The sequence below is a fragment of the Sphingobium sp. SG1 genome, assembly GCF_057063145.1.
In genome coordinates, this window is sequence record NZ_JBVVOJ010000019.1 from 1 (window position 1) to 20,710 (window position 20,710).

The 20,710-nt window shown below is 60.1% G+C and carries 22 protein-coding genes and 1 pseudogene; 18 read left to right on the forward strand and 5 right to left on the reverse strand.

Annotated features, from left to right (window positions below; all coding sequences use genetic code 11):
- Positions 1-245 precede the first annotated feature (245 nt).
- On the forward strand, positions 246-575 hold the full coding sequence (locus AC0KVN_RS23810) for a hypothetical protein (RefSeq protein WP_004213404.1): 330 nt from the start codon (positions 246-248) through the stop codon (positions 573-575).
- 80 nt (positions 576-655) lie between these two features.
- Here the strand turns inward: AC0KVN_RS23810 and AC0KVN_RS23815 are convergent, their stop codons facing one another.
- The 5 genes from AC0KVN_RS23815 to AC0KVN_RS23835 all read right to left on the reverse strand — a co-directional run bounded on the left by AC0KVN_RS23815 (position 656) and on the right by AC0KVN_RS23835 (position 5,773).
- Positions 656-2,428: a ParB/RepB/Spo0J family partition protein gene (locus tag AC0KVN_RS23815; RefSeq protein ID WP_483656420.1), complete on the reverse strand. Its 1,773-nt coding sequence runs from the start codon at positions 2,426-2,428 to the stop codon at positions 656-658.
- 548 nt (positions 2,429-2,976) lie between these two features.
- Entirely contained in the window at positions 2,977-3,297 is a 321-nt protein-coding gene (locus AC0KVN_RS23820) for a hypothetical protein (protein ID WP_063976890.1), read from the reverse strand.
- A 116-nt stretch (positions 3,298-3,413) separates the two neighbouring features.
- Positions 3,414-4,004, reverse strand: coding sequence for a thermonuclease family protein (locus tag AC0KVN_RS23825; RefSeq protein ID WP_483656421.1), 591 nt, complete (start codon positions 4,002-4,004; stop codon positions 3,414-3,416).
- Positions 3,998-4,879, reverse strand: coding sequence for a DUF7146 domain-containing protein (locus tag AC0KVN_RS23830; protein ID WP_483656422.1), 882 nt, complete (start codon positions 4,877-4,879; stop codon positions 3,998-4,000). Before AC0KVN_RS23830 ends, AC0KVN_RS23825 begins: the two co-directional genes overlap by 7 nt.
- 114 nt (positions 4,880-4,993) lie before the next feature.
- Complete coding sequence (locus tag AC0KVN_RS23835; RefSeq protein ID WP_063976931.1) at positions 4,994-5,773, reverse strand: hypothetical protein; 780 nt, start codon at positions 5,771-5,773, stop codon at positions 4,994-4,996.
- Between the two features lie 713 nt (positions 5,774-6,486).
- Here AC0KVN_RS23835 and AC0KVN_RS23840 point away from each other — a divergent pair.
- The 17 genes and pseudogenes from AC0KVN_RS23840 to AC0KVN_RS23920 all read left to right on the forward strand — a co-directional run.
- Positions 6,487-6,795 carry a hypothetical protein gene (locus AC0KVN_RS23840; protein WP_063976933.1) on the forward strand — a complete coding sequence of 103 codons (309 nt, stop codon included), beginning with the start codon at positions 6,487-6,489 and terminating at the stop codon, positions 6,793-6,795.
- A gap of 59 nt (positions 6,796-6,854) precedes the next feature.
- Complete coding sequence (locus tag AC0KVN_RS23845; RefSeq protein WP_004213198.1) at positions 6,855-7,178, forward strand: hypothetical protein; 324 nt, start codon at positions 6,855-6,857, stop codon at positions 7,176-7,178.
- Between the two features lie 14 nt (positions 7,179-7,192).
- Complete coding sequence (locus AC0KVN_RS23850) at positions 7,193-7,858, forward strand: lytic transglycosylase domain-containing protein (protein ID WP_063976934.1); 666 nt, start codon at positions 7,193-7,195, stop codon at positions 7,856-7,858.
- Between the two features lie 21 nt (positions 7,859-7,879).
- Positions 7,880-8,221, forward strand: a complete 342-nt coding sequence (locus AC0KVN_RS23855; RefSeq protein WP_063976935.1) for a TrbC/VirB2 family protein — start codon at positions 7,880-7,882, stop codon at positions 8,219-8,221.
- A 6-nt stretch (positions 8,222-8,227) separates the two neighbouring features.
- Entirely contained in the window at positions 8,228-8,572 is a 345-nt protein-coding gene (locus tag AC0KVN_RS23860) for a VirB3 family type IV secretion system protein (RefSeq protein WP_006949650.1), read from the forward strand.
- A complete protein-coding gene (locus tag AC0KVN_RS23865) occupies positions 8,559-10,943 on the forward strand; it encodes a VirB4 family type IV secretion/conjugal transfer ATPase (RefSeq protein ID WP_063976936.1) in 2,385 nt (794 codons plus the stop codon). Before AC0KVN_RS23860 ends, AC0KVN_RS23865 begins: the two co-directional genes overlap by 14 nt.
- Positions 10,944-10,956: 13 nt before the next feature.
- The gene (locus tag AC0KVN_RS23870; protein WP_006949655.1) at positions 10,957-11,670 is read left to right on the forward strand and encodes a type IV secretion system protein; all 714 of its coding nucleotides are present in this window, start codon (positions 10,957-10,959) and stop codon (positions 11,668-11,670) included.
- Between the two features lie 2 nt (positions 11,671-11,672).
- The gene (locus AC0KVN_RS23875; RefSeq protein ID WP_006949657.1) at positions 11,673-11,978 is read left to right on the forward strand and encodes an EexN family lipoprotein; all 306 of its coding nucleotides are present in this window, start codon (positions 11,673-11,675) and stop codon (positions 11,976-11,978) included.
- A gap of 43 nt (positions 11,979-12,021) precedes the next feature.
- Entirely contained in the window at positions 12,022-13,038 is a 1,017-nt protein-coding gene (locus AC0KVN_RS23880; RefSeq protein WP_004213214.1) for a TrbL/VirB6 family protein, read from the forward strand.
- Between the two features lie 10 nt (positions 13,039-13,048).
- On the forward strand, positions 13,049-13,369 hold the full coding sequence (locus AC0KVN_RS23885; protein WP_267253193.1) for a hypothetical protein: 321 nt from the start codon (positions 13,049-13,051) through the stop codon (positions 13,367-13,369).
- Positions 13,370-13,378: 9 nt separating this feature from the next.
- Positions 13,379-14,062 (forward strand): VirB8 family type IV secretion system protein, encoded by a 684-nt coding sequence (locus tag AC0KVN_RS23890; protein WP_004213217.1) that lies wholly within the window; start codon positions 13,379-13,381, stop codon positions 14,060-14,062.
- Positions 14,059-14,901: a TrbG/VirB9 family P-type conjugative transfer protein gene (locus tag AC0KVN_RS23895; protein ID WP_004213222.1), complete on the forward strand. Its 843-nt coding sequence runs from the start codon at positions 14,059-14,061 to the stop codon at positions 14,899-14,901. Before AC0KVN_RS23890 ends, AC0KVN_RS23895 begins: the two co-directional genes overlap by 4 nt.
- Before the next feature lies 1 nt (position 14,902).
- Positions 14,903-16,171 carry a type IV secretion system protein VirB10 gene (gene virB10, locus AC0KVN_RS23900; RefSeq protein WP_267253192.1) on the forward strand — a complete coding sequence of 423 codons (1,269 nt, stop codon included), beginning with the start codon at positions 14,903-14,905 and terminating at the stop codon, positions 16,169-16,171.
- Entirely contained in the window at positions 16,168-17,160 is a 993-nt protein-coding gene (virB11, locus tag AC0KVN_RS23905) for a P-type DNA transfer ATPase VirB11 (protein ID WP_267253191.1), read from the forward strand. The genes virB10 and virB11 overlap by 4 nt, the downstream gene beginning before the upstream one ends.
- Positions 17,138-19,054 carry a type IV secretory system conjugative DNA transfer family protein gene (locus AC0KVN_RS23910; protein WP_483656423.1) on the forward strand — a complete coding sequence of 639 codons (1,917 nt, stop codon included), beginning with the start codon at positions 17,138-17,140 and terminating at the stop codon, positions 19,052-19,054. Before virB11 ends, AC0KVN_RS23910 begins: the two co-directional genes overlap by 23 nt.
- Entirely contained in the window at positions 19,044-20,222 is a 1,179-nt protein-coding gene (locus AC0KVN_RS23915) for an LPD7 domain-containing protein (RefSeq protein ID WP_483656424.1), read from the forward strand. The genes AC0KVN_RS23910 and AC0KVN_RS23915 overlap by 11 nt, the downstream gene beginning before the upstream one ends.
- A 226-nt stretch (positions 20,223-20,448) precedes the next feature.
- Positions 20,449-20,601, forward strand: a pseudogene (locus AC0KVN_RS23920) (transposase); the annotation flags it as partial.
- Positions 20,602-20,710 lie beyond the last annotated feature (109 nt).

Sequence of the window (20,710 nt, forward strand, 5' to 3'; positions counted from 1 at the left end):
TGGCCGAACTTGTCGGGCAACCCGGTCCTGTCGATTATGCTTCGGGAACGAAAGGGCGGGTGCCCTTGGTGTTCCCCGGTGGCAGCTGCCACCACCGGCAACGCGCGGCCCTGGGCCGCTCGATCCTATGTGGCAGCTGACAGACTACTAGGCGCGCGGCCCTGGCCGCTCATTATGGCGGCGGGTTGCATGATTTTGTGTGGAATCTAAACCAGTTGTCAGATGAAACAGCAGGTGGATCAGAAATGGAGTTCGTTCGCAGAATATTTGGGGCCGTAGAGCCACGCTACCTCATCCGGGCCTATATTTTTGGCGCTCTGTTCTTCGCCTTCATGATGGCGCTAGGCCCGAAAACCCCGTTCCTGATTATCTATTTTCTGATCTGCACGGCACTATTCCCGTTTGCCAAGATGGTTTGGGACACGGCAATGGATACGATGCGCGGCAACACGATATTCGTCATGCCAGCGCTGATCCTGATCGTGCTCAAGCTGTTCATCAACATGATGCTGTGGTGCTTTGCGCTGTTCGTCGCACCCATCGGAATTTTCTTCCTCAACAGGCGCATTCGCTAATCGCAAAGGCGGGGCGGTGGCAGCTGCCACCGCCCCCAAGTTTGCGGGGAGCGCGGGAGTGAAGCGCGCTCCCCGTGCCGTCATGCCGCTTGGCTTTCGCTATCGGCGGCATCGGGCAAGGCAGAGGGTCGAAGGGCGGGGGGCAGGATACGCCGCCCCGCAAGGCGCTCGTTGACCGTCACGGCAAGGTCAGAGCGCTTCATGGTCTGGCAATTCTCTACAGCGTCGTTGCCGCAACCTTCGGCCAGCAGCTTCAAGAGCGTGGCCTTGCTAAGCTGGTCATAGAATACCTGATTAGGTTCCCACTTGTCGGCCATGTCGATCTGCGCGGCCGCGACGATCTGCGCTAGCTGGCGGTCGCGATCGCTGTGGAACGAAAGGCTCGTGATCTGCGAGGCAACGCAGTAGGCCAACAGCCGCAATTTCGCTTCACTGTCCATCTGGCGCATGTCGTCCAGCGTGGGTGTTTCGGCCAAGCGGTCAAGATCGGCCCTCGCGATCTCGTCAATGTCGGCAATCGTGGATTGGCCCATGACCGCATCGTCAACATGGAAGCGGTTCTTTTCGGCAGTGATTTCGGCGGCCTGTTGCCACGAATAGGCATTGCCGCGAACCTGTCCCAAAAGGCCCGTCAAGAGCACGTCCAGCGCCAGTTCCGGGTCGCTGGCAAGGGCTTCCCGAACCGCCATCGTGCGGATGCCGCCCAGCTGATCCATGACTTTCTGCGAGTAGTCGGGGCGGGGAGGCTTGGGGCCATCGGCGGTGCCCTTGGCGTTGCGGGTGAACGCAACCTGTTCGATACCGTCATGGCCGATGAAGACGATTAGGGAGTGCTCGGCCTTCTGCTCGGCAGTGAAAACGCGGCAAGCCGATATGATAGCGTCCTGCTTGCGGGTCAGGGCGCGCAACTCGTCGTCATAGTCGTGCTCGTCCTCGTCCACCTCGCTTTCCCGCTTGGCGATTGCCGCCTCGATCTCGACCAGCTGCGCGGTTTCTTCCTCGGTCGGATCGCGCTCGCCAGCGGGTTCCAGATGGCCGCGCATCCAGTAGGAATCAGGCCGGTAGAGCTGCCCTTCCGCATCGCGCCAGCCATCTTCGCGCGCCGCCTTGGCGATGGCGTCGAGCCGATCTTGCACAAGGTCCATGACAAGGCCCGCATCATCGCAGTAGCGACGTTCTCCGAAAAGATCGGTCGTGAAGGTGCCGCCTGCGGCGCAATAGGCTTCCTCGCCTACAATGCGAAAATGCTTGTCGGTATCGGCAACCTTCTCCTGGGTGAGCATGGCGCGGATTTGGTGGGCGTTGTCGCCGGTGCGCTTGAAAACCTCAAGTTGGCGGTCCTGATCGTCGGTCAGCGCGAAAGCCTGCGCCGCGCCCATGCCGATTTCGTCTTTCTGGAAGGCTTTGAGAATGGTCGGGTGCAGCGCCGCCAGTTTCAACACTCGGCGGACATAGGCGGGGGAGACGCCGAACGATGCTGCAACATCGTCAACGTCCTTGCCGCTGTCGATGATCGCCCGATAGGCTGCGATGGCATCGGCGGGGTGCATGTCCTCGCGCTGCGCGTTCTCGGCAAGCGAGATTTCCAGCGCCTCGTCCTTGCTGCGGATTTCAACGGGAACCTCGAAAGTGCCGGGGATAGCCTTTGCCTTCTGCAACAGCTTCAAGGCCCGGTAGCGCCGCCCTCCGGCGCAAATCCTGATCTTGCCGTCTTCGTCGTAGCCGATCAGGTTTTGCAGCACGCCCCGCGCCTGAATGTCGGCTGCGAGGGCTTCGATTTCCTTGGGCTTCACCTTCCGCACGTTGAGGTCGGAAAGCGCCAGCTTGTTCAGTTGGATGGTCTGGATGGTCATTTTTCACTCCTTTAGGCGAAGCCGCTGCCTGCGGCCTGCGGCTCTGACCCGCTGGCGAAGCGCGGGATGGGGAGGGGGAAGCAAAATCGATGGGAGTGGTGCGGGCGGCGCGACTAGGGAGGCCCCGGCGCGCGAGCGCGCCGGAACTGGCCGAACTTGTCGGGCAACCCGGTCCTGTCGATTATGCTTCGGGAACGAAAGGGCGGGTGCCCTTGGTGTTCCCCCGGTGGCAGCTGCCACCACTGACGGGGCGCGGCCCTGGGCCGCTCAACCTATTACGGTCGCTTTAAGAAGGAGAACCAGCGGCGGCGTGGGGGCTTTGCGACAATGGGAGGATCGACCTGATCTGCGCCAGCTTCATTCCATAAGGCTTGCCAGCGTTCTGATTCAGCGCGGAGAGCTGCGGCGCGCTCATCAACCGCCCGCAAGCGTCTATGATAATCGTGAGGGGACCTGCTCATGAAAACGCTGTGAGCCTGATTGGATAATGGATGGTGGTGTTCCAGGGTTAATGCTTGAATTATCAACGCAAGGCATGGGGTTAGAGATCAAAGCCCGGAGAGCGCGAAGCACGCGGCGATCGAGCCAACCAGTGCGATCAGGAGAACGGGACGCCTCGGCGCTGCACTGACGGTGATGGTCGCGCCGGCGCAGGCCCATAGCAAGGTGGCGGCGGGACCGGCCCGGTAGATAAGGAAGCCGATATAGCAGTTCGGCAGGAACTGCGGATAATCGACAATCAGGCGTGCGACGATCCCGCCGCCTGCTAGAATAAGCGCGGCGATCAGCCATGCCGCGATCGCCTCGACGCGCGGCGATGCACTGTGCCTGGGCGCGGCCTGCATCGTCGTTCGCGTCGCATCATGCATGCTGATCTTCCCTTATAGCCCTGACCGTCACCCGAATGGGCGGAGACGGCTTTGCTGGCTCCGTGGAGCCGCGCGGCGCAGCCGTGTGGTGGAATAGGGCAGGTTCCCGGCTCCGATCATTTGCACTTGTTCGGCAGCTGGCCCCTCTCGATCGCCAGATTCCTCATCGCCTCGTAATCGACACCCCAAAGGCCTCGTCGCTCATCGGCAGCGTCTTTCATGAAACGGGCATAGGCCAGCCCTGAATGTTGCCTGTAATCGACGGCATATCCATGGCGCACCATCGTTGCCGAAACAGATGCCCCATTCGACCGAAACCGACACGACAGGTTAGATCGGCCCCAGCTTGTCCGCCGCGTGTTGCATATCGGCTCGATCGTCAGCTTTTCGTCCTGAAAATCGCTCGTGCAATCCATGCCGCCATTTTGTTTCACCAGCTCTTCCAAATAGAGCTGCGCTGCGATCTTCGGCACATTGCCCTTGCCGTCCTCATCCGGCGCATCAATTCCCGACAACCGCACCCGCTTTTTATCGAGCGTTTCGAGCGTATCGCCGTCGATAATGCGCGGGTTCTCGACGTGGATCGAAACCGGCTCACTATTTCTCGCCTGCATCTGATTGAACAGCGCCCCGAACGCGAAGATGGAGAGAATTGGCAACGCGATTTGCTGATTTCGCGGCCATTTTTTGAAACCTCGGATCAGCACCTGGCTCTCTCCTGAAGAATGTCGTTCCAGTCCATCGGCGCCGGGGCTGGCGGGAGGATGATTTTCAGTTCGCGGTCGTTGGCAGTGAGGTGGTTGCGCGCGTCCTCTATGGCCTGTGCGGCTTCCTGGCCGTGTTGCGAGTAGATGACGATTTTGCGGATGCGTTCGGGGATCGCGATCAGGCCATAGCGGCGAATGCCGCCAGCGCCCCACACCTTGAATTTCCCGTCACTAAGCTGGGTGACGGAAACGGCTTCCTCGAAGCCTTCCGCGAGGCGCAGAACATCGCCGGTTGGCTGGCCGCCGATCCGCATGGCGGCGTGTCGGACCAGGCCGAGCGTCAATTTTGCCTCGCGCAGCGCCGCATGGTAGCGCTTCTCGCCGGTTGCTGGGTCGAGCAAGATCCGCTGCACGGCGATTATGCCTTCGTCGGCCTCGAACGGCACGAGAAGGGCAGGATGCTCTTCGCGGGCGTCGGGCGGACCAACGATGCAGCGCGGAGCGAAGCGGACCTTGAGGCCGGTTGGGTCGATCGCGCGCGAACGCAGATAGCGTTCAGCCGCGGTGCCCGCGATCGGAACGGCGGAATCCCATAGTTGCAGGGCGAGCTTCCGGCGCGAGGGTTCGGGCGCGCGATCGACCGTCTCGCCGCTGGTGTGGCGATTGATTTTGCGGCTGTTGAGCGCGGACCATACGGCCTCCTGGCTGCAACCGGCCCAACATTTGAACAGGACGGCCTTCTTGCCGGGGGTGACTTGGAGCGACGGATTGCGGTCGTTGTGGGCTGGGCAGCAAACCATGCCATATGAGCCGCGCCAGTGGCCGCCCATATCCGCTACGATCTGACGTGCGCGTGCTTCGACGTCCATCTGCATCGAACTTCTTTCGTCAACGGTATCCCGACATTGGGATTTATACACATTTCACGGATGCGGGCAAACGGTCGGGATATATGCCAATATCGCGCATGGCCCGACTAGGGCCATTCATTATAAATATCTCCGTCGGTTCTCTTCACTCGCGGATGACTCACGTTCTTTCGCCTCAATCGCTTCGCCCAGGCTGGCGAGAATGTCGGCCAGCTCGCGCTTGTCCCGCTCTTCGCGGGTTAGCTCCCATAGTGGCAGCTGATCCCTCATGCGCTCCATGTCGCGCGCCGCCTCGATCTGGCGATACTGTTCGCAAGCGGGGGCTGGGTCAGCCGCGATGCCGCGACGGCGGCGAGCGGCGAAGATTTTTGAGAGGAAGGCGGGGAAGAGGAAGCGATAGGCGTTCGTGGCCTGTTTGATGCGCGGGCCAGCGCCTTGCGCTTCGTGATCGGGAACCGGCTCGTAGCGCCGGAACCAGTCGATAATACGCGCGTCTTTGAGGCGCGAAAGCGCCTGAACGACGCAATTTTTGCTGAGGCCGGTTCCCTCCATGATGGTGTGAAGACTGGGGAACAACGCGCCGGTGCTATAGTCGATGACGCGGGCCAGGAACTCGATAATCTGGATGCCGGCCTGTCCGATCGCGCCGTTGCGAATGCGCGGTGTGGTTGTCCGCCGCTGCGCGAGCGTCTGCCGCTCGTAGAGCTTGGCGGCTTCGATCATCTCGCGCATCTGGCGGGCATTGCGGATCGGCGTGTAAGCCTTTGCCCGCTTTTCGTGGCCTACGGCGATGCTGCCGGCCCAGACTTTCACGCGCGGTTTTTCGGCACGCGCTAGCAAGGCGCGGTCGATCGTGGCGAGGCCTGTGCTACGCAGCACGGCGCCTATGGAAGTGGTCATGCGGACCTCCCTTTGTCGGTCTCGCGAGGCCAAGCATCATCGCTCCCGAAAGCACGCTTTCAGGATTGACTTTCGCCACTGTGCCACCGATAAGGGACGGAATTGGGAAGCCCGCCTTTTTTGGTGGCACAAACAGCCCTCGCTCAGCCAAGCGAGGGTTTTTTGTTGCCTGTTGCAGACGGGGAGCCACCCCATACGCAACAGATGAATCGCCGACTCCAGGGTGGAATCAGCGGGTCATAACTGGCTCAAGTTTCAAGGGTTGGCAAGAATAAGCGTGTCAACACGCTTATGGGGCGACTTCGATCACGTCCTTGCGATAGTGTCGCATGTAATCAGGAAACTCGATCCCGCGTTCGCGGAGTAGATTGATCGCGGCCTCTTCCAAGAGCGCAGAGACGGACGTTTGCTCGTCCTGGGCCAAAGCGTTTATCTCGTGAACCAGCTCGGGCTTCACCCATGTTGCGAGCGCGCGCGTGTTGGCGCGGCTCGGCCGACGCCGGGGCAAGGGAACCGGGAGAAGCGGGTCTTCCTGTCGTTTAGGTCGTGCCATAACATCGCATTGAATAAGAGGCGTTCTGTCGCGCTTATAAGCGTGCGCGCACATTTCATGACGTTTATGTGCGCGCACGGCAAGAGACGACAAGCCGGGTTGCCCTCGCCTTCAAAGCGAGGATAGACATAGCCTAATCGGTAAAAGGGAATAAATCACGATGCCGCATAGCGACGATTGGCAGTATGATCCGATCCTTGAGCGCGAACTAACCACCCGCCGCCCTGCTGGGGGAATGATCCAAGCGGTCGAGATTGCGCAACTGCCATCGAGCGAATGGATCATTAATGTGAAAGTATCGTGGCGTGGTGATAAGTGGCTGAATGTCTGCCTATTCGAGCAACCGACGCTTAAAACCTACAAACGACTGTCAAGCGCTGTGCGGCATGTCGTGCTCGATTACGGATATGAGGATGACCATATCCGATTGGTTCCCGACAAACAATGCGGCAACAAATTGGCGTTTTAGGCTTCCCTTTCCCCCTCATCGTGATATGTGCATAAATCTCGATGACGAGGGAGAAAGCGATGAAAGCTTTTAATTTCGCGCTCGCGACCGCCCTGGTGGGGGCTGCGGTGCAATCGACCCCCGCTGTAGCGTCGGATAATACTTGGGCATGTGAGGTTGTGCTGTGCATCTCCAACCCGGGTGGTCCGACGCAATATCCAGCCTGTGTTCCACCGATAACGAAACTGTGGCGGGTGCTGGCTCTCGGCGGCAGCTTCCCGACATGCACGGGCGGGGGCATCGCCAAGACCAAATACAAGAAGCCGGATGATGGGAGGCCTGGGCGCTTGACGGTCACTTGGACTGACGGGCGGCAACAGACCTACTATCAGCCGCGCAACTGACCGGGAGCGGGAGCGTGTTCCTCGAAACCGGAGCCGTTCTCTCGCTTGCGGCGCAATGCGCCCCAGCGGTAGCACCGCATACGATCGCCGCGATCGTAGATGCGGAATCTTCGAACTATGTTTTTGCGATCAACGTCAACGGCGTGGCCAGTCAGCCGCGCCGTCCGCGTAATGAGGCTGAGGCCATCGCGACCGCGCGTTCCTATGTCGCGCGCGGTTACAGCGTGGATCTCGGCCTCGGCCAAATAAATTCACGCAACATGGGCTGGCTCGGCCTGACGTGGGACACTGTTTTCAAGCAGTGCGCCAATGTCGAAGCGGCAGGCCGGGTGCTCCTGTCCAATTTCCGTTCGGCCAAGACGGGTCGCACCCCGCAAGAGGCCCTTCGGGTCGCACTCAGCATGTATAACACAGGCTCTCAATCGAGAGGTTTCCGCAACGGTTATGTCGCCCGCGTGGAAAATGCAGGCCGGCGCGTCAGCGGTCGGCCTGCGACCGCAATCCCGACTGTCATCGTGGGCGATCAGCCCGCCAGCGCCGCCATAAGCGACACTGGCGCCGGTCGTGTGCCGGTGGAGCTGGCGGAAATCGCAGCGGAGAACATGGAGGCGGCTCCACCGCCTCCACCGCCTGCGTGGGATGTTTTTGGCCGCGCCCAACACGCGCGGATTGGTTCGTAAGGCGAAGATAGGAGTTGTCGAATGTTTCGTATCTGGAAGATCAAGGCTGAATCCCGGCTCGATGCGCTGCTCGCGCGTCTCAAGCCCTCGCCGCTCATGGTGCGCGCGCTGCCCCTGTCGCTGCTGGCAAGCCTGCTCGTAGCGGAGCCGGCTTTTGCGCAGGCAAACTTTGAAGGCCTGGCCGACAATATTCTCGGCCTGCTGAGCAACGGTCTGCTCCGCACGCTGGCGATCATTGCGATCATCGTCGTCGGCCTTCTGTGGTTCCTCGGCCGCGCGTCGGTGCAGATGCTCGTCACGGTCGTAGTTGGCGTGGTGATCGTGTTCTCCGCGCCGTGGATCGTCGACACGATTACGGGGTGATCGGGGATGGACGGTCAGGAAGAAATGACAAAAGACCCGCTGTTCTTGGCCGTCACCCGCCCCGCTTTGTGGGCGGGTGTTCCCATTGAAGCGGGCGCGCTCATCATCATGGCGGGCGCAATCACGTTGGTTGGTTCGGGCAATCCTCTCTACGGCGGCGCGGCCGCCGTCGCACTTTATGCGATGGCGCGGCTTATCGTTCGACATGATGTGAACGCATTCCGGCTGATCTTCCTGTGGGGCCGGACCAAAGCGGCGAACCGGAACCGCGTCTTTTGGGGTGGGTCGAGCTACACGCCGCTGCCGCTCTACGGAATCAAACGAAAGGGATTTGGTCGTGGTGTTCGGTAAGAGCGCGCTCGCGGAGAAGGTGCCTTTTGACAAGGCCAAGCGGGAGGAAATGCCCGAGAAGTTCCTGCCGTATTCGCGGCATGTCAATGAACATGTGGTCGCCCTCGATAGTGGCGACCTGATGCTCATGCTCGAACTGGATGGCCGTCCTTTCGAGACTTCGGACGTGCGCGATCTGAACGATTGGCACACGCGCCTCAACGGGGTCTGGCGCAACATCCATGATGAGCGGCTTTCAATCTGGACGCACATGCTGCGGATGCGCGTGCGCGACTATCCAGGCGGCACGTTCCGCTCGCATTTCGCCGCGCAGCTCGATCAAAAATATTATGAGCGGATGACGGCGGAACGCATGTTCCGCAACCGCTTCTTCATGACGGTTGTGATCCGCCCGACAGCAAACGCGACCGACAAGCTGATGGATTTCCTGCGCAAGAAGCAGGAGGACAAGAACGCCAATATCGCGGAAGCCCTAGAGCTGCTGGAAGACAAGGTTCGCGATCTGGAAAAGCTGCTGCTGCGCGTTCGTCCGCGCCGTGTCGGCATCTATGAGCACCGGGGCCTTCTGTTCTCCGAACCGCTGGAAATATTGAACCAGGTGATGACCGGGCGCTATCGGCGCTGTCCTCTGGTTCGTGGCCGTCTCGGATCGGCGCTCTATGCGAGCCGCGCCATCATCGGCGCTGAAACATTTGAGGTCCGCGACGCCGATCATTCGATGTTCGGCGGCATTTTCGGCATTCGCGAGTATCCGTCATCGACAACGCCGCGCCAGTTTGAATCGCTGCTCTCGGTCGATTTCAGCCTCGCCATAACGCAGTCGTTCACGTTTCTGTCGCGCACAGCGGCAACAGAACGGTTCCGGCTTCGCCAGACCCAAATGGCGAACGCCGGTGACAAGGCGATCAGTCAGATGGATGAACTGATCGACGCGGCCGACGATTTGCAGTCGAACCGCTTTGTGCTGGGCGACCATCATTTCACGCTGACGGTGTTCGCGGAAGATTTGAAAAAGCTGCGCGATAACATGTCGATCGCGCGCGCTGCGCTGGCCGATACGGGCATGGTCGCCGCCCGCGAAAGCGCGGCGCTGGAAGCTGCCTATTGGTCGCAGCTGGTCGGCAATTTCGCGTGGAGGGCGCGCCCCGCGCCGATCACGTCATATAATTTCTCGGCGTTCTCGCCCTTCCATACGTTCCCGGCAGGGCACGAAGACGGCAATCATTGGGGGCCTGCGGTCGCCTTGCTCAAGACAAGCGCTCGCAGCCCCTATTACTTCAATTTCCATTCGGCGGACCTGGGCCATTCGATGGTCATTGGTCCATCGGGCGGCGGCAAGACGGTGCTCGTCAACTTCCTGATGGCGCAGCTCGAAAAGTTCAATGCGCGCCATATCTTCATCGACAAGGATCAGGGCGCGGAAATTTTTGTCCGAGCCAGCGGCGGCACCTATCTCGCGCTGCGCAACGGGGAGCCTACGGGCTTCGCTCCGCTCAAGGCGCTCGACAATACGGCTTCCCATCGCGCGTTCCTCGGTCGCTTCATCCGCCAGCTGGTGAAGCAAGAGGGTGCGCCGATCACGGTGCAGGAATCGCACCTGATCGACGATGGCATTGAAGCTGTGATGAAGCTGCCACGCGAGCAACGCTCGCTGTCGGCGCTGCGGACCATGCTCGGCATGTCGGACTCGGGCGGCGTCGGCGCGCGCCTGGTCAAGTGGACCTCCGAGGGGAACCTTGGCTGGGTTTTCGATAATGAGGAAGATTCCATGTCGCTCGAAGCCCGCTTTGTGGGCTTCGATATGACCGACTTCCTCGAAAACGCGGAAATCCGCACGCCGGTCATGCTCTACCTGTTCGAGCGGATAGACGCGCTCCTGACAGGCGAGCGCATGGTTATTGCGATTGACGAATTTTGGAAGGCGCTGGCCGATCCGGCGTTCACGGCATTCGCGCAGGATGGCCTCAAGACATACCGCAAGCGCAATGCGTTCCTCGTCTTTGCAACACAGTCGCCTGCGGACGCGCTGCGGTCCACGATCAGCCATTCGATCTTGGAGCAGGTAGCGACGAAAATCTTCCTGCCCAATCCGTTCGGCCAGCGCCGGGATTACATCGAGGGCTTCTCGCTCTCGGAGGCGGAATTTAAGCTGGTGCGCGAAGAGCTGTCGCCGGAAAGCCGCAAATTCCTCGTGAAGCAGGGCCATGACTCCGTTGTGGTCGGCCTGGATCTCATTGGCATGGACGATGAACTGGCCGTGCTGTCGGGGCGCGCTGAAACAACGGGCGTGGCCCGCGAAGTGATTGCCGAACTGGGCAATGATCCGAAGCTCTGGTTGCCGGAATTTCACCGGCGCCGGCGCCCAAGCTGAAAGGAGTGAGACTATGAAGCAGCTTATCTTGGCGGCTGTGTCGATCGGGAGCCTTGCGGCCGCGACGCCAGCCAGTGCGCAGGGTATCCCTGTGTTCGATAGCACGTCCGTGCTCAAGCATATCGAACAAATCCAGAAGACCATGCAGATGATCGAGCAAGGTCGCCAGCAGATTGCGGAAGCGCAGCAGCTCTACCAAGGGTTGAACCAGCTGACCGATGTTTCCTCGATCGCCAACCAGCTTAAGACGGATTCACTTCGCACCCTGGGCGTTGATGTGAACTCGCTCGAACGCATGGCGCGCGGCGATTTTGGCGGCGGCGGCAGCTACGGCGGGCGATCTGATGCGATCTATCAGGACATGCTCGAACGTCTCGGCGTATCCGCGAATGGCGATCAGACTGACGTTCGCTATCAGACAGCTCGCTCGATCGCGATGGACAAGGCCATGGCCGAAGGCATGGGCGAAGCGGCCACATCGCGCGGTGAGGGTCTGGAAGAGCTGCGCAATCGACTTGCGACCGCATCAACAGCCAAGGAAGTTGCTGACCTTCAAGCGCGCATCCAGCTCGAAAGCGCGTCGATGATGAACGACCAGCTCCGCGTCGAAGCGTTGGAGCGAGCGCGCAGAGCGGAGGCCGCGGCGCACACGGCCGAAGCTTTTGCGGACAGGTCGCGCAAACGCGATGAGCAGCGTGCGCGAGCGCGGGCGGCAGCTGGAATTTGACCATGAAGAAAATGGTCCTTCTTGCGATCAGCGCAGCCGGCTTGCTCGCCGGCTGCGAACGCGCGCCCACATTTCCCGAGATTTTAATGACCTATCATGACGTTGATTGGCTCAAAACTCATGAAGATCAGATTCCGGTGATCGTCGCTGAGTGCGACAAGATCGTGAACAGCGAACTCAAACAGTCGGACCTCCCCATGCCAGTGGCTCGCAATTGCGGAGGCATAAAGAACAAAATCGCCTCCATTGAAAGGTCGCGGAAACGTGATGAGCAGCGTGCGCGAGCACGGAAGGCAGCTGGAATGTAAGGCTGTAATAACAGCTTGAATTATATCTAATCGGAGCGGTCTGGTGGAATACGATCTATTTACGAATGCCTATCAGGGCTTCACCAACGAACTCAATTCGGTAGTTGTGTCCAACTATGCTGGGTTTGTTGGGTGGATCGCTGGACCGCTCCGCACTGGCATGATCATTTACATAATCCTGCTAGGCTACGCGATTATGCGCGGGGCCGTGCAATACCCCTTCCGCGAATATGTCTATCGCTCGCTTATGCTGGCCGCGCTCTATTATGCTGTGACAAACCTCTATGGAGCATCGCTCGCACAGATGATCGTGACCGGCCTGCCGCATGAGTTTGCCTCGATCGTAGGCGGCTCACCGGACGGCGTTGGTGGGTCTTTCGATGGGATGTGGGCGCGGGTCGATGATGCACTGCTCGCGATGCAGGATGCGACCGAGAAATACGCAGAGGAACACGCCTCACTGACTGATATTCCCGGCGCTGCGGCCGCAATTATGCTGTGTATCGGTGCCACTATCATCATTCTTTTGACAGCGATCGCGGCTCTGTTCGCACTGGCTGTCGGCTTTGTGATCGTGCTCTATGCGCTGTTTGCGCTCGCCTGTCTGGCGGTGGTCGGGCCGATCTTCGTAGCAGCGCTGCTGTTTGATTCCACCAGAAGCTACTTCTTCTCATGGCTCGGCAGCGTCCTCAACTTTCTGATGTTGTCGCTATTTGCGATGCTTCTTGTGCTCGTTGTGGCCAATGTCGCTGAATCGGCAACAGCAACATTCGATGGCGATTTTGACAACATCTGGAGCACCTGTATCCGGATCATCGCGTTCTACATTCTCGCCTGCTTTTTCTTCATCCAAATCCCCGGAATAGCTGCCTCACTTGGCGGCGGCGCGGCTGCAATGGTGACGCAGTTCGGCAACGCGGTGACGAAGGGTGGCGGGGCAGTTGCAACGGGCGCAGGGCACGCGGCCAGCGATGCCCGCGCCATGGGGGCCAGCATGGGGCGGGGCTTCTCGTCGGCGGTTCGCCGTTGGCGCAACCGAAACACAATCACCAGAGCTTGAGGGAACGAATATGCGCAAGTTGCTTGGACTCGGAATCTGCCTGGCGCTGGCGGCCTGCGCAGGTCAGCCCGTCAAAAAGCCAGCCAAATGTGAGGGGCCGATGCGGCCTGCAAATCCGCATGGGCTTACCCTCCCCTCAATCCCGGAGCAGGCCGCACAGCGAACCGCGCCGGCAAATGTGGACGTGTTCAATCAGGGTGCACCGGCAACGCCGGACGCGGCCCCGGCAGACCCCTCCACTCCGGGCAATGAACAGTCGGACGCATCGCGGGCGGTCGAAGTGCCGCGTCTAAGCGCCTCGCTGCGCGGCCCGATCTACTCGAATTGCTGAGGTGTTACGATGGCAGTTGGTATTCCAAAGGACGAGCTGAAAGCCTATTTTGAAGAGGCTGCAAGCTGGGAACGTGACAAGCTTGCGGCGGCCGAGCGCTCCAAAAAGCTGGCGTGGGTCGTCGCTGGCGTTGCTGGCGCCCTGGCGACTGCTGGCGTTGTGGCCGTTGCAGCCCTGACGCCTCTAAAAACGGTCGAGCCATATGTTATCACGGTGGACCGTAACACGGGCGAGGCGTCGATCGCCGCCAAGCTCCACGGTGACGCGACGATCACCTATGACGAGGCGGTCCGTAAGTATTTCCTCGCTACCTATGTCCGCTATCGCGAAGGCTGGATAGCGGCCGCTCGCGAAGAATATTTCGATGCGGTCATGGTCATGTCGGCGCGGCCCGAACAGGATCGGTGGTCACGCTTCTACAAGACCGACAATCCCCAAAGTCCGCAAAACATCCTTGCGAACCGCACTGATGTTTTTGTCGAAATCAAGCGGGTGTCGTTCCTGGGCGGCAACGTCGCGCAGGTCTATTTCACTAAGGAATCTGTGACCGGCTCGAACTCGACCAAAACCGATGCCGTCGCGACCATCAAATACAAGGTCGATGGCACGCCGAGCAAGGAAGTGGACCGCTTCAAGAATCCGCTTGGCTATCAGGTCGAGAGCTATCGCGCTGACGTGGAGGTGCCCCAATGACCGTGTTGAAGTGGAGCGCCCCGTTTGCGCTCGCGATCGCGCTAGCTGCGTCGCCGGCGATGGCCGAAGAAACGCCTCATGCGACGGTGCTCGATCACCGGGTTCGTGAAGCGAACTACAATGATCGGCAAGTCTATGAGATTCCGGGTGTATTCCGCATCGCCACGGAAATCGTCTTCGCCAAGGATGAAGTAGTCGAGCATGTGGCGTTGGGCGATACCGTGTCTTGGGAAGTCGCACCGGCTGCCAATTCGCTTTTCATCAAACCGCGCGAGCGCGCGGGTCGCACGAACCTGACAGTCATAACCCGTTCACGCTACGGCCCGCGCAGCTACCGCTTCGCTCTGTCGCCAACGCAGCGCGGCAGCGGCTTCTATACGGTCGTTTTCCGCTATCCTGAACAGGAAGCGGCCGAGGCGCAGGCGCAAGCCGCAATGGCCCAGCTGGCCCAGCTGAAAGCCTTGGAACGCGGCGCGGTGAAGTCCGCGCTCGATATTGGCGTGCTGGAAGGCACACGCAACGCCGATTACATCATGCAAGGATCGACGGCCATCCAGCCCTCCGAAGTGTCTGACAATGGACAGTTCACCGTGATGCGCTTCCCCAACCAGCGTGAATTGCCGGCGTTCTTCGTCGTCAATCCTGATGGATCGGAAGCCATCGCCTCCTTCGATGTGCGCGATGAATATGTGGTGCTGCACGGGGTTTACAGGACAATCCGGCTGCGCCGAGGCCTCGAAGTGCTCTGCATCCACAATCAGAAAACCGACTATTACGGGCGCGATCCCAAAACTGACACGGCCTCTGGCCTAGTCGAGCGAACCACGGGGGTTCAATAAAATGGCTGCGAACGATCATGACAACGCGCCGCATGGCGACAACATCATCTCGCAGGGCGAGACGGTCGAAAACCGGCCCCTCGCGTCTGAGCCGGTGCCCGATCCCGAAGATATTGAGCGGCAAAGCGAGCGCCAGGCGAAGATTGCCGCTCTGCCGAACAGGTCGATCGACCCCAAAAAGGCGGTCGTTCTCGCGGCGGTTGCCTGCGGCGCGATCGTTCTCGGTTTCAGCACAATCGACGCGATGCGGAGCGATCCAACCGAAAAGGCCGAGAAAGCGGAAAAGCCGGATGAAAGGCAGCTCGCCAACTACGATCCCAAGTCGATCATCGCGCCAACGCTTGCCGATGCGCCGAATGATCCGAACGCGCCGGTGCCCATGACGGAAGTGCCGGCGCTCGATGGAAGCCAAGCGCCCCGCACAGCCGGTGCAAGTGGCCGCCCCCAAAAGTCTGAGGGGCAAGTCATTGCAGAGGCCCAGCGCCGTGCCGGAATCATGGCTTATGGTGGCGAAAACGGCGGTGGGGTCGGTGGAGCGGTGGCAGCTGCCACCGGCCTGCCCATGGGCGGCGGCACAGGAGCACAGGGCGCGCAGTTGATTGGTGCGTCGGCCGATGGCGATGGGCAAGGTGGATCGCGGCGGACCAATCTCGAAAACATGCGCCAGACCTCGCAAATTGATCGGGTGTCAGGCCGCGACATTGGCAACCGCGATATGCTGATCCTCGCGGGGTCGTTCATTCCATGCGTGCTGCAAACCGCGATGGATTCCAGTCAGCCCGGATATGTCAGCTGCATCATTCCCCGCGACATTTATTCGGACAACGGCCGCGTCGTCCTGCTGGAAAAGGGAACGCGCGTCTTGGGCGAATATCAAACCGGCGTCCAGCGCGGCAAATATCGTCTCTTTGCGGTATGGAACCGCGCGGTCACGCCTCGCGGCGTGGCGATCGACGTAGGTTCGCCCGCCAGCGATGCGCTTGGCCGTTCAGGTATGGCAGGCGGCGTGAAGAACTTCTTTTGGGAACGCTTCGGGGCCGCGCTGTTGTTCAGTTCGCTCAACGATGCCGCCTCGATCGCCGCCTCGGAAGTCTCCGACGCCGATAATGTCACGCGGGTTCCCAGCCAAGCGTCGGACACGATCTTGCGGGACACGATGCAGATTCAGCCGGTGCTTCGCATCAATCAGGGCGCGGAAGTGGGAATCATGGTCGCGCGCGACTTTGATTTCTCCAACATCTACGGCCTGCGGCTTCGGCGCAGCCAATGAGCAATACGGCGGTCCTCGAAAACGCCTTACTGCCGCTGCGCCCTCTGCTCGCGCGTGAGGACGTAACGGAGCTGGTGATTAACAAGGCTGGCGAGGCGGCAATTGAAACGCGCGATGGGTGGTCCTGGGAGACATTGCCTGACCTCAATGAAAAGTCGCTGCTCGCGCTCGCGCGGGCAGCGGCGGCTTTCACGCATCAGGACATAAGCCAGTCCACGCCGATCTGCTCCACAATCCTCCCCAGCGGTGAGCGTGTGCAGCTGGTTGTGCCGCCTGCTGTCCCTGCCGGCACCGTGTCCATCACCATCCGCAAACCGTCATCGGTGACGTTGACGATGGAGGACTTCGAGCGCGGTGGGCTGTTTAGCGAGACAAAGATCGCGACTAGGCAAGTCTCGCCGCTCGATGTTGAATTGCGCGATCTGCTCGACGCAGGAAAGCACGTCGAATTTTTCCAAAAGGCGGTCCGAGGCCGCAAGAATATCCTGATTTCGGGCGCTACCGGCTCGGGAAAGACGACGCTCTCTAAAGGGCTGATCCAGCTCATTCCGCCGCATGAGCGGCTGCTGACGATCGAAGACACGCGCGAATTGGTCGTTCCGCATCGCAACGTGGTCCACATGCTCTACGCGAAGGACAAGCAGGGCACCGCGAAAATCTCTGCAAAGGATCTTCTGGAATCGGCCCTGCGTATGCGGCCTGACCGGATACTGTTGCAGGAGCTGCGCGACGGCACCGCGTTCTTCTATCTCCGCAACGTCAACTCAGGCCATCCCGGCTCAATCACGACGATCCATGCGGACTCGGCCGAACTCGCGTTCGAACAGCTGACATTGCTGGTCAAGGAAAGCGAGGGCGGCGCCGATCTGGCCCGTGACGACATTCGCAGCCTGCTCAAGCTGCTGGTTGATGTGGTCGTGCAGACCAAGAAGGTCGAAGGCCGCTTTCGCGTGACGGAGATATATTTTGATCCAGAAAACAGGCTCTAACAGGCTCGCACTGGCCCTCGTCCTCCTTCCGATCACACTGCTGCTGATCGGCCTGCTGACCGGCACGGTGGCGTGGTTCTTTCTCAAAATGCCCGCCGCGGCTTATGATCCGCTCAGGCTCCCCGGCTTCTTCTGGTATTACCGCCATGATCCTGTCGTGACCGAAGCGCTCTGGCGAGGCGCGGTCATAGGCGTGCCGCTGCCGGTGTTGCTTATGGCTATCGTCCTGCGGCCGAAAAGGAACCTTCACGGCGAAGCCCGCTTCGCGCGCGAAGGCGAAATCCGCAAGGCGGGCCTTCGCGCTAAGAAGGGCATTGTGCTCGGCCGCGTCCGCAATGGCTTTTTCCGCAACGGCTTTCTCATGGTGGGCAAGATGGAGCATGTATTGCTCGAAGCGCCTACCGGATCGGGCAAGGGCGTTGGCATCGTCATCCCGAATCTGTTGCAATGGCCGGATTCGGTTGTCGTGCTCGATATTAAGCGCGAGAACTATGAAATCACGGCGGGTTTTCGCCGCAAGGGCGGCCAAAAGGTTGTGCTGTTCAACCCTACGGACAGGGAAGGCCGCACGGCCCGCTACAACCCGCTTAGCTATATCAACAGGGCCGATCCAATAGAGGTCCTGGTCGAATTGCAGAAGATTGCCACGATGCTCTTCGTGCCCCCGGAGAAGGGCGAGGCATTCTGGACGGAATCAGCCCGCACGGCCTTTGTCGGCATTGCATCGTGGATCGCGGCCAAGCCTGAACGACCGTTCTCTTTTGGCGAGATATACCGGACTATCACGATGCCGGGGATGAAGGCATTCTTCGCCAAGGAAGCCGGCGATAGCGCGCTATCGGAAGGGTGCCGCGCCGCATTGAGCGATTTTACGTCCAGCGCGGACAACACATTCACCGGCATTATCCAGACCGTCACCTCCAAGCTCAATCTCTGGATCAATCCAATTGTCGATCGCGCGACGGCCGAAAGCGACTTTTCCCTGACAGACCTTCGCCGCATACCGACCTCGATCTATCTCGGCGTCTCACCGGATGAACTCGATAGGGTCGCGCCGCTCTACAATCTGCTTTTCCAACAGCTGATCGATCTCAACACGCGGCAACTGCCCGACGATGGCGAAAAGCTGTCCGTGCTGCTCATTCTGGACGAATTTGCTCGGCTCGGCCGCGCCCAGGTCATTGCAAATGCGTTCTCCTATGTGCGCGGCTATGGGCTCCGTCTGCTTCCCGTCATCCAGTCCCGCTCCCAGCTGCGGAATGTCTATGGGGAGCATGGCGCGGACGAAATCGTATCAAATTGCGGGGTCGAAATTGCGTTTACGCCGAAGGAGCTGCGGGTCGCAAAGGAACTGTCGGAACGCCTCGGCTATCTCGGTCAGGATGCGGAAAGCCGGTCCCTGACGATACATGGATTGCTCGCCAATCGAAGCAAGACAGTCTCCGAACAGCGTCGCGCGCTGATGCTCCCGCAAGAGCTGATGCAGCTGCCCGAAGAAGATATTCTCGTCATCCGGGGCGGTATCCCTGTCATTCGCGGCAAGAAAATCCGCTACTTCAAGGATGCCGTGTTCCGCTCGCGCTTGACGCCTGCGCCGGAAGTAGCGGCGCTGCCCAAGCCAATCGCGCCGATCGCGCCCGTCGATGATTTGAGCGATGAAGAGCTGGCGGCTTTCAACGACTATTCCGCGCTGGCCGATGACCAGGTGCAGGACATTCCCGAAGACGTTCTCGCCCTCGATCGCGACATGCCGAACCTTACAGTGAAGGACGGCAGCATGGCATTCGATGAAATCGACTTCGACGACATTATTGGTCCCGACCCGACGAAAGAGGAGTGGGAAGGTCAGCGCCGGGATCTAGTTCTGAGTGAGGGAGAAGAATATGGCCGATGATAGCACAAGCCCGCGCGCAGAAACCGAACCGCGCCCCTTCGAGATTCACGGAGTAGGCTCAAGCAAGCAATCCTTCGCTACTCTGCCCGATGCAATGCAGGCTTACGTCAAGGTGGACACGGGCAATCACTCGCTGAGGATGCAGAAAGATGGCAAAACTGCACACCTTGTATCTACGGACTGGCAGAACGACGGTTCGACGCCCGTAGGGCAATACCTAAGCCCAGCCATTAAAGAATATCACGGCGCGGTGAAACGCGGGGCGCCTACGAATGAATTGGAGCAACGCGAGCGCGCCGCGTTAGCTGATATTGAAGCTTGGCCCCGAACGGTGAAGCGTGAAGCCGCACCGGCCGCCGTAACCGACAAATCGCTGAATATTCATGAAGGCGAACGGTCCAGGGCGGAACGGCAAGAGGCGTCAGCGCCCACTCGTTCCGATCCACCGTCAAAGGCGGCGGACCAAAGCAAGAAGGTCAATGACGCCGCCTTGGCGCTACCGGCCCAGCTCGAACGGAAATATCTGCGGGTCGGCGACGACCTGTTCCGTAGTGGACGCGACGACAAGCCCGATATGTCGATCAAAGGCCAGGACGGCATTCGGATCAACAAGGACCATGCGATTGGCGATGCGGTCGCCATTGCGAAGCATAATGGCTGGCAGTCGATCCGTGTTCATGGCAGCGATGATTTCAAGAAGGCGGTCTATCTGGAAGCCGCCCGCGCCGGTGTCGCCGTCAAAGACTTCGAGCCTTCTCCCCAGCTGAAGCTTGAGGGAGAAAGACTGGCGGCGCGTGACAAGGCGCGCGAAGCTCAAGACCCTACGAAAAGAGCGAGCATGGCAAAGCAAGACCCTACCGAGTCTCGCGCAGCGGCCGAACAATTCCGCCGCAACTCCCACCGCGAGAATGCGACCGATCCGCAATTCAAGGCCGCGCAGTCGCACGTCCTGGCGGCCTCAATCGAAGCTAAGACGCGCTTTCCCAAAAAGGAGGATCAGGCGCGCTACATCGAGAACGCGAAGGAAACGGTGGCCAAGCGGATTGAGAACGGCGGACCGATTCCTGCGGCACGCTTCGAGCAACAGCGCCAGAATGAGGCCACCCGCATAGCCCGCGAGGATTTGACGCTTCGCCAGCAGGAGAGAAAGCCGTCCCGCTCGCGCTAAGTGCATGGCACATGCCTTTTGGAAACAGGAAACCGCACGATGAACATTCCCCGGCCTGATCCGGTGCCATCGAGAGGCGTGTCCGATCTCGATCGTCACATTGAAACCTTGCTTCGCGTGATTCATTCCAGAAACCTCGCTTGGTCTGATCTAGGTCGTGAACTCATAAACGGACTTGCGCGCTGAATCACGGTTTGATTCAAGGCTCGGGAAAGGAGCCTTGGACATGCGCCGTCGTTTCGATCTGACAGATTTCGAATGGTCGATCATCGAGCCCCTGCTTCCTAACAAGCCGCGCGGGGTGCCTCGGGTAGACGACCGCAGGGTGTTGAACGGGATACTGTGGCGGTTTCGCACGGGCAGTCCCTGGGCGGATATCGGCGACCTGATCGTCCGCGCGTCTCGCCTTCGCGCGCAGGGAGAGAAGCGCCCGGCGGGCAACTTTATATTGGTGCCCGTTCGTGATCACGGGGCGGCACCTGCTGCGA

Bases quoted from the DNA above. Each gene is read 5' to 3' on its own strand.
- AC0KVN_RS23815 (WP_483656420.1), bottom strand. From the start codon at position 2,428: ATGACCATCCAGACCATCCAACTGAACAAGCTGGCGCTTTCCGACCTC.
- AC0KVN_RS23835 (WP_063976931.1), bottom strand. From the start codon at position 5,773: ATGACCACTTCCATAGGCGCCGTGCTGCGTAGCACAGGCCTCGCCACG.
- AC0KVN_RS23915 (WP_483656424.1), top strand. From the start codon at position 19,044: ATGGCCGATGATAGCACAAGCCCGCGCGCAGAAACCGAACCGCGCCCC.
- AC0KVN_RS23855 (WP_063976935.1), top strand. From the start codon at position 7,880: ATGTTTCGTATCTGGAAGATCAAGGCTGAATCCCGGCTCGATGCGCTG.
- AC0KVN_RS23860 (WP_006949650.1), top strand. From the start codon at position 8,228: ATGGACGGTCAGGAAGAAATGACAAAAGACCCGCTGTTCTTGGCCGTC.
- virB10 (WP_267253192.1), top strand. From the start codon at position 14,903: ATGGCTGCGAACGATCATGACAACGCGCCGCATGGCGACAACATCATC.
- AC0KVN_RS23895 (WP_004213222.1), top strand. From the start codon at position 14,059: ATGACCGTGTTGAAGTGGAGCGCCCCGTTTGCGCTCGCGATCGCGCTA.
- AC0KVN_RS23890 (WP_004213217.1), top strand. From the start codon at position 13,379: ATGGCAGTTGGTATTCCAAAGGACGAGCTGAAAGCCTATTTTGAAGAG.
- AC0KVN_RS23870 (WP_006949655.1), top strand. From the start codon at position 10,957: ATGAAGCAGCTTATCTTGGCGGCTGTGTCGATCGGGAGCCTTGCGGCC.
- AC0KVN_RS23840 (WP_063976933.1), top strand. From the start codon at position 6,487: ATGCCGCATAGCGACGATTGGCAGTATGATCCGATCCTTGAGCGCGAA.
- AC0KVN_RS23830 (WP_483656422.1), bottom strand. From the start codon at position 4,879: ATGCAGATGGACGTCGAAGCACGCGCACGTCAGATCGTAGCGGATATG.
- AC0KVN_RS23845 (WP_004213198.1), top strand. From the start codon at position 6,855: ATGAAAGCTTTTAATTTCGCGCTCGCGACCGCCCTGGTGGGGGCTGCG.
- AC0KVN_RS23885 (WP_267253193.1), top strand. From the start codon at position 13,049: ATGCGCAAGTTGCTTGGACTCGGAATCTGCCTGGCGCTGGCGGCCTGC.
- virB11 (WP_267253191.1), top strand. From the start codon at position 16,168: ATGAGCAATACGGCGGTCCTCGAAAACGCCTTACTGCCGCTGCGCCCT.
- AC0KVN_RS23810 (WP_004213404.1), top strand. From the start codon at position 246: ATGGAGTTCGTTCGCAGAATATTTGGGGCCGTAGAGCCACGCTACCTC.
- AC0KVN_RS23875 (WP_006949657.1), top strand. From the start codon at position 11,673: ATGAAGAAAATGGTCCTTCTTGCGATCAGCGCAGCCGGCTTGCTCGCC.
- AC0KVN_RS23820 (WP_063976890.1), bottom strand. From the start codon at position 3,297: ATGCATGATGCGACGCGAACGACGATGCAGGCCGCGCCCAGGCACAGT.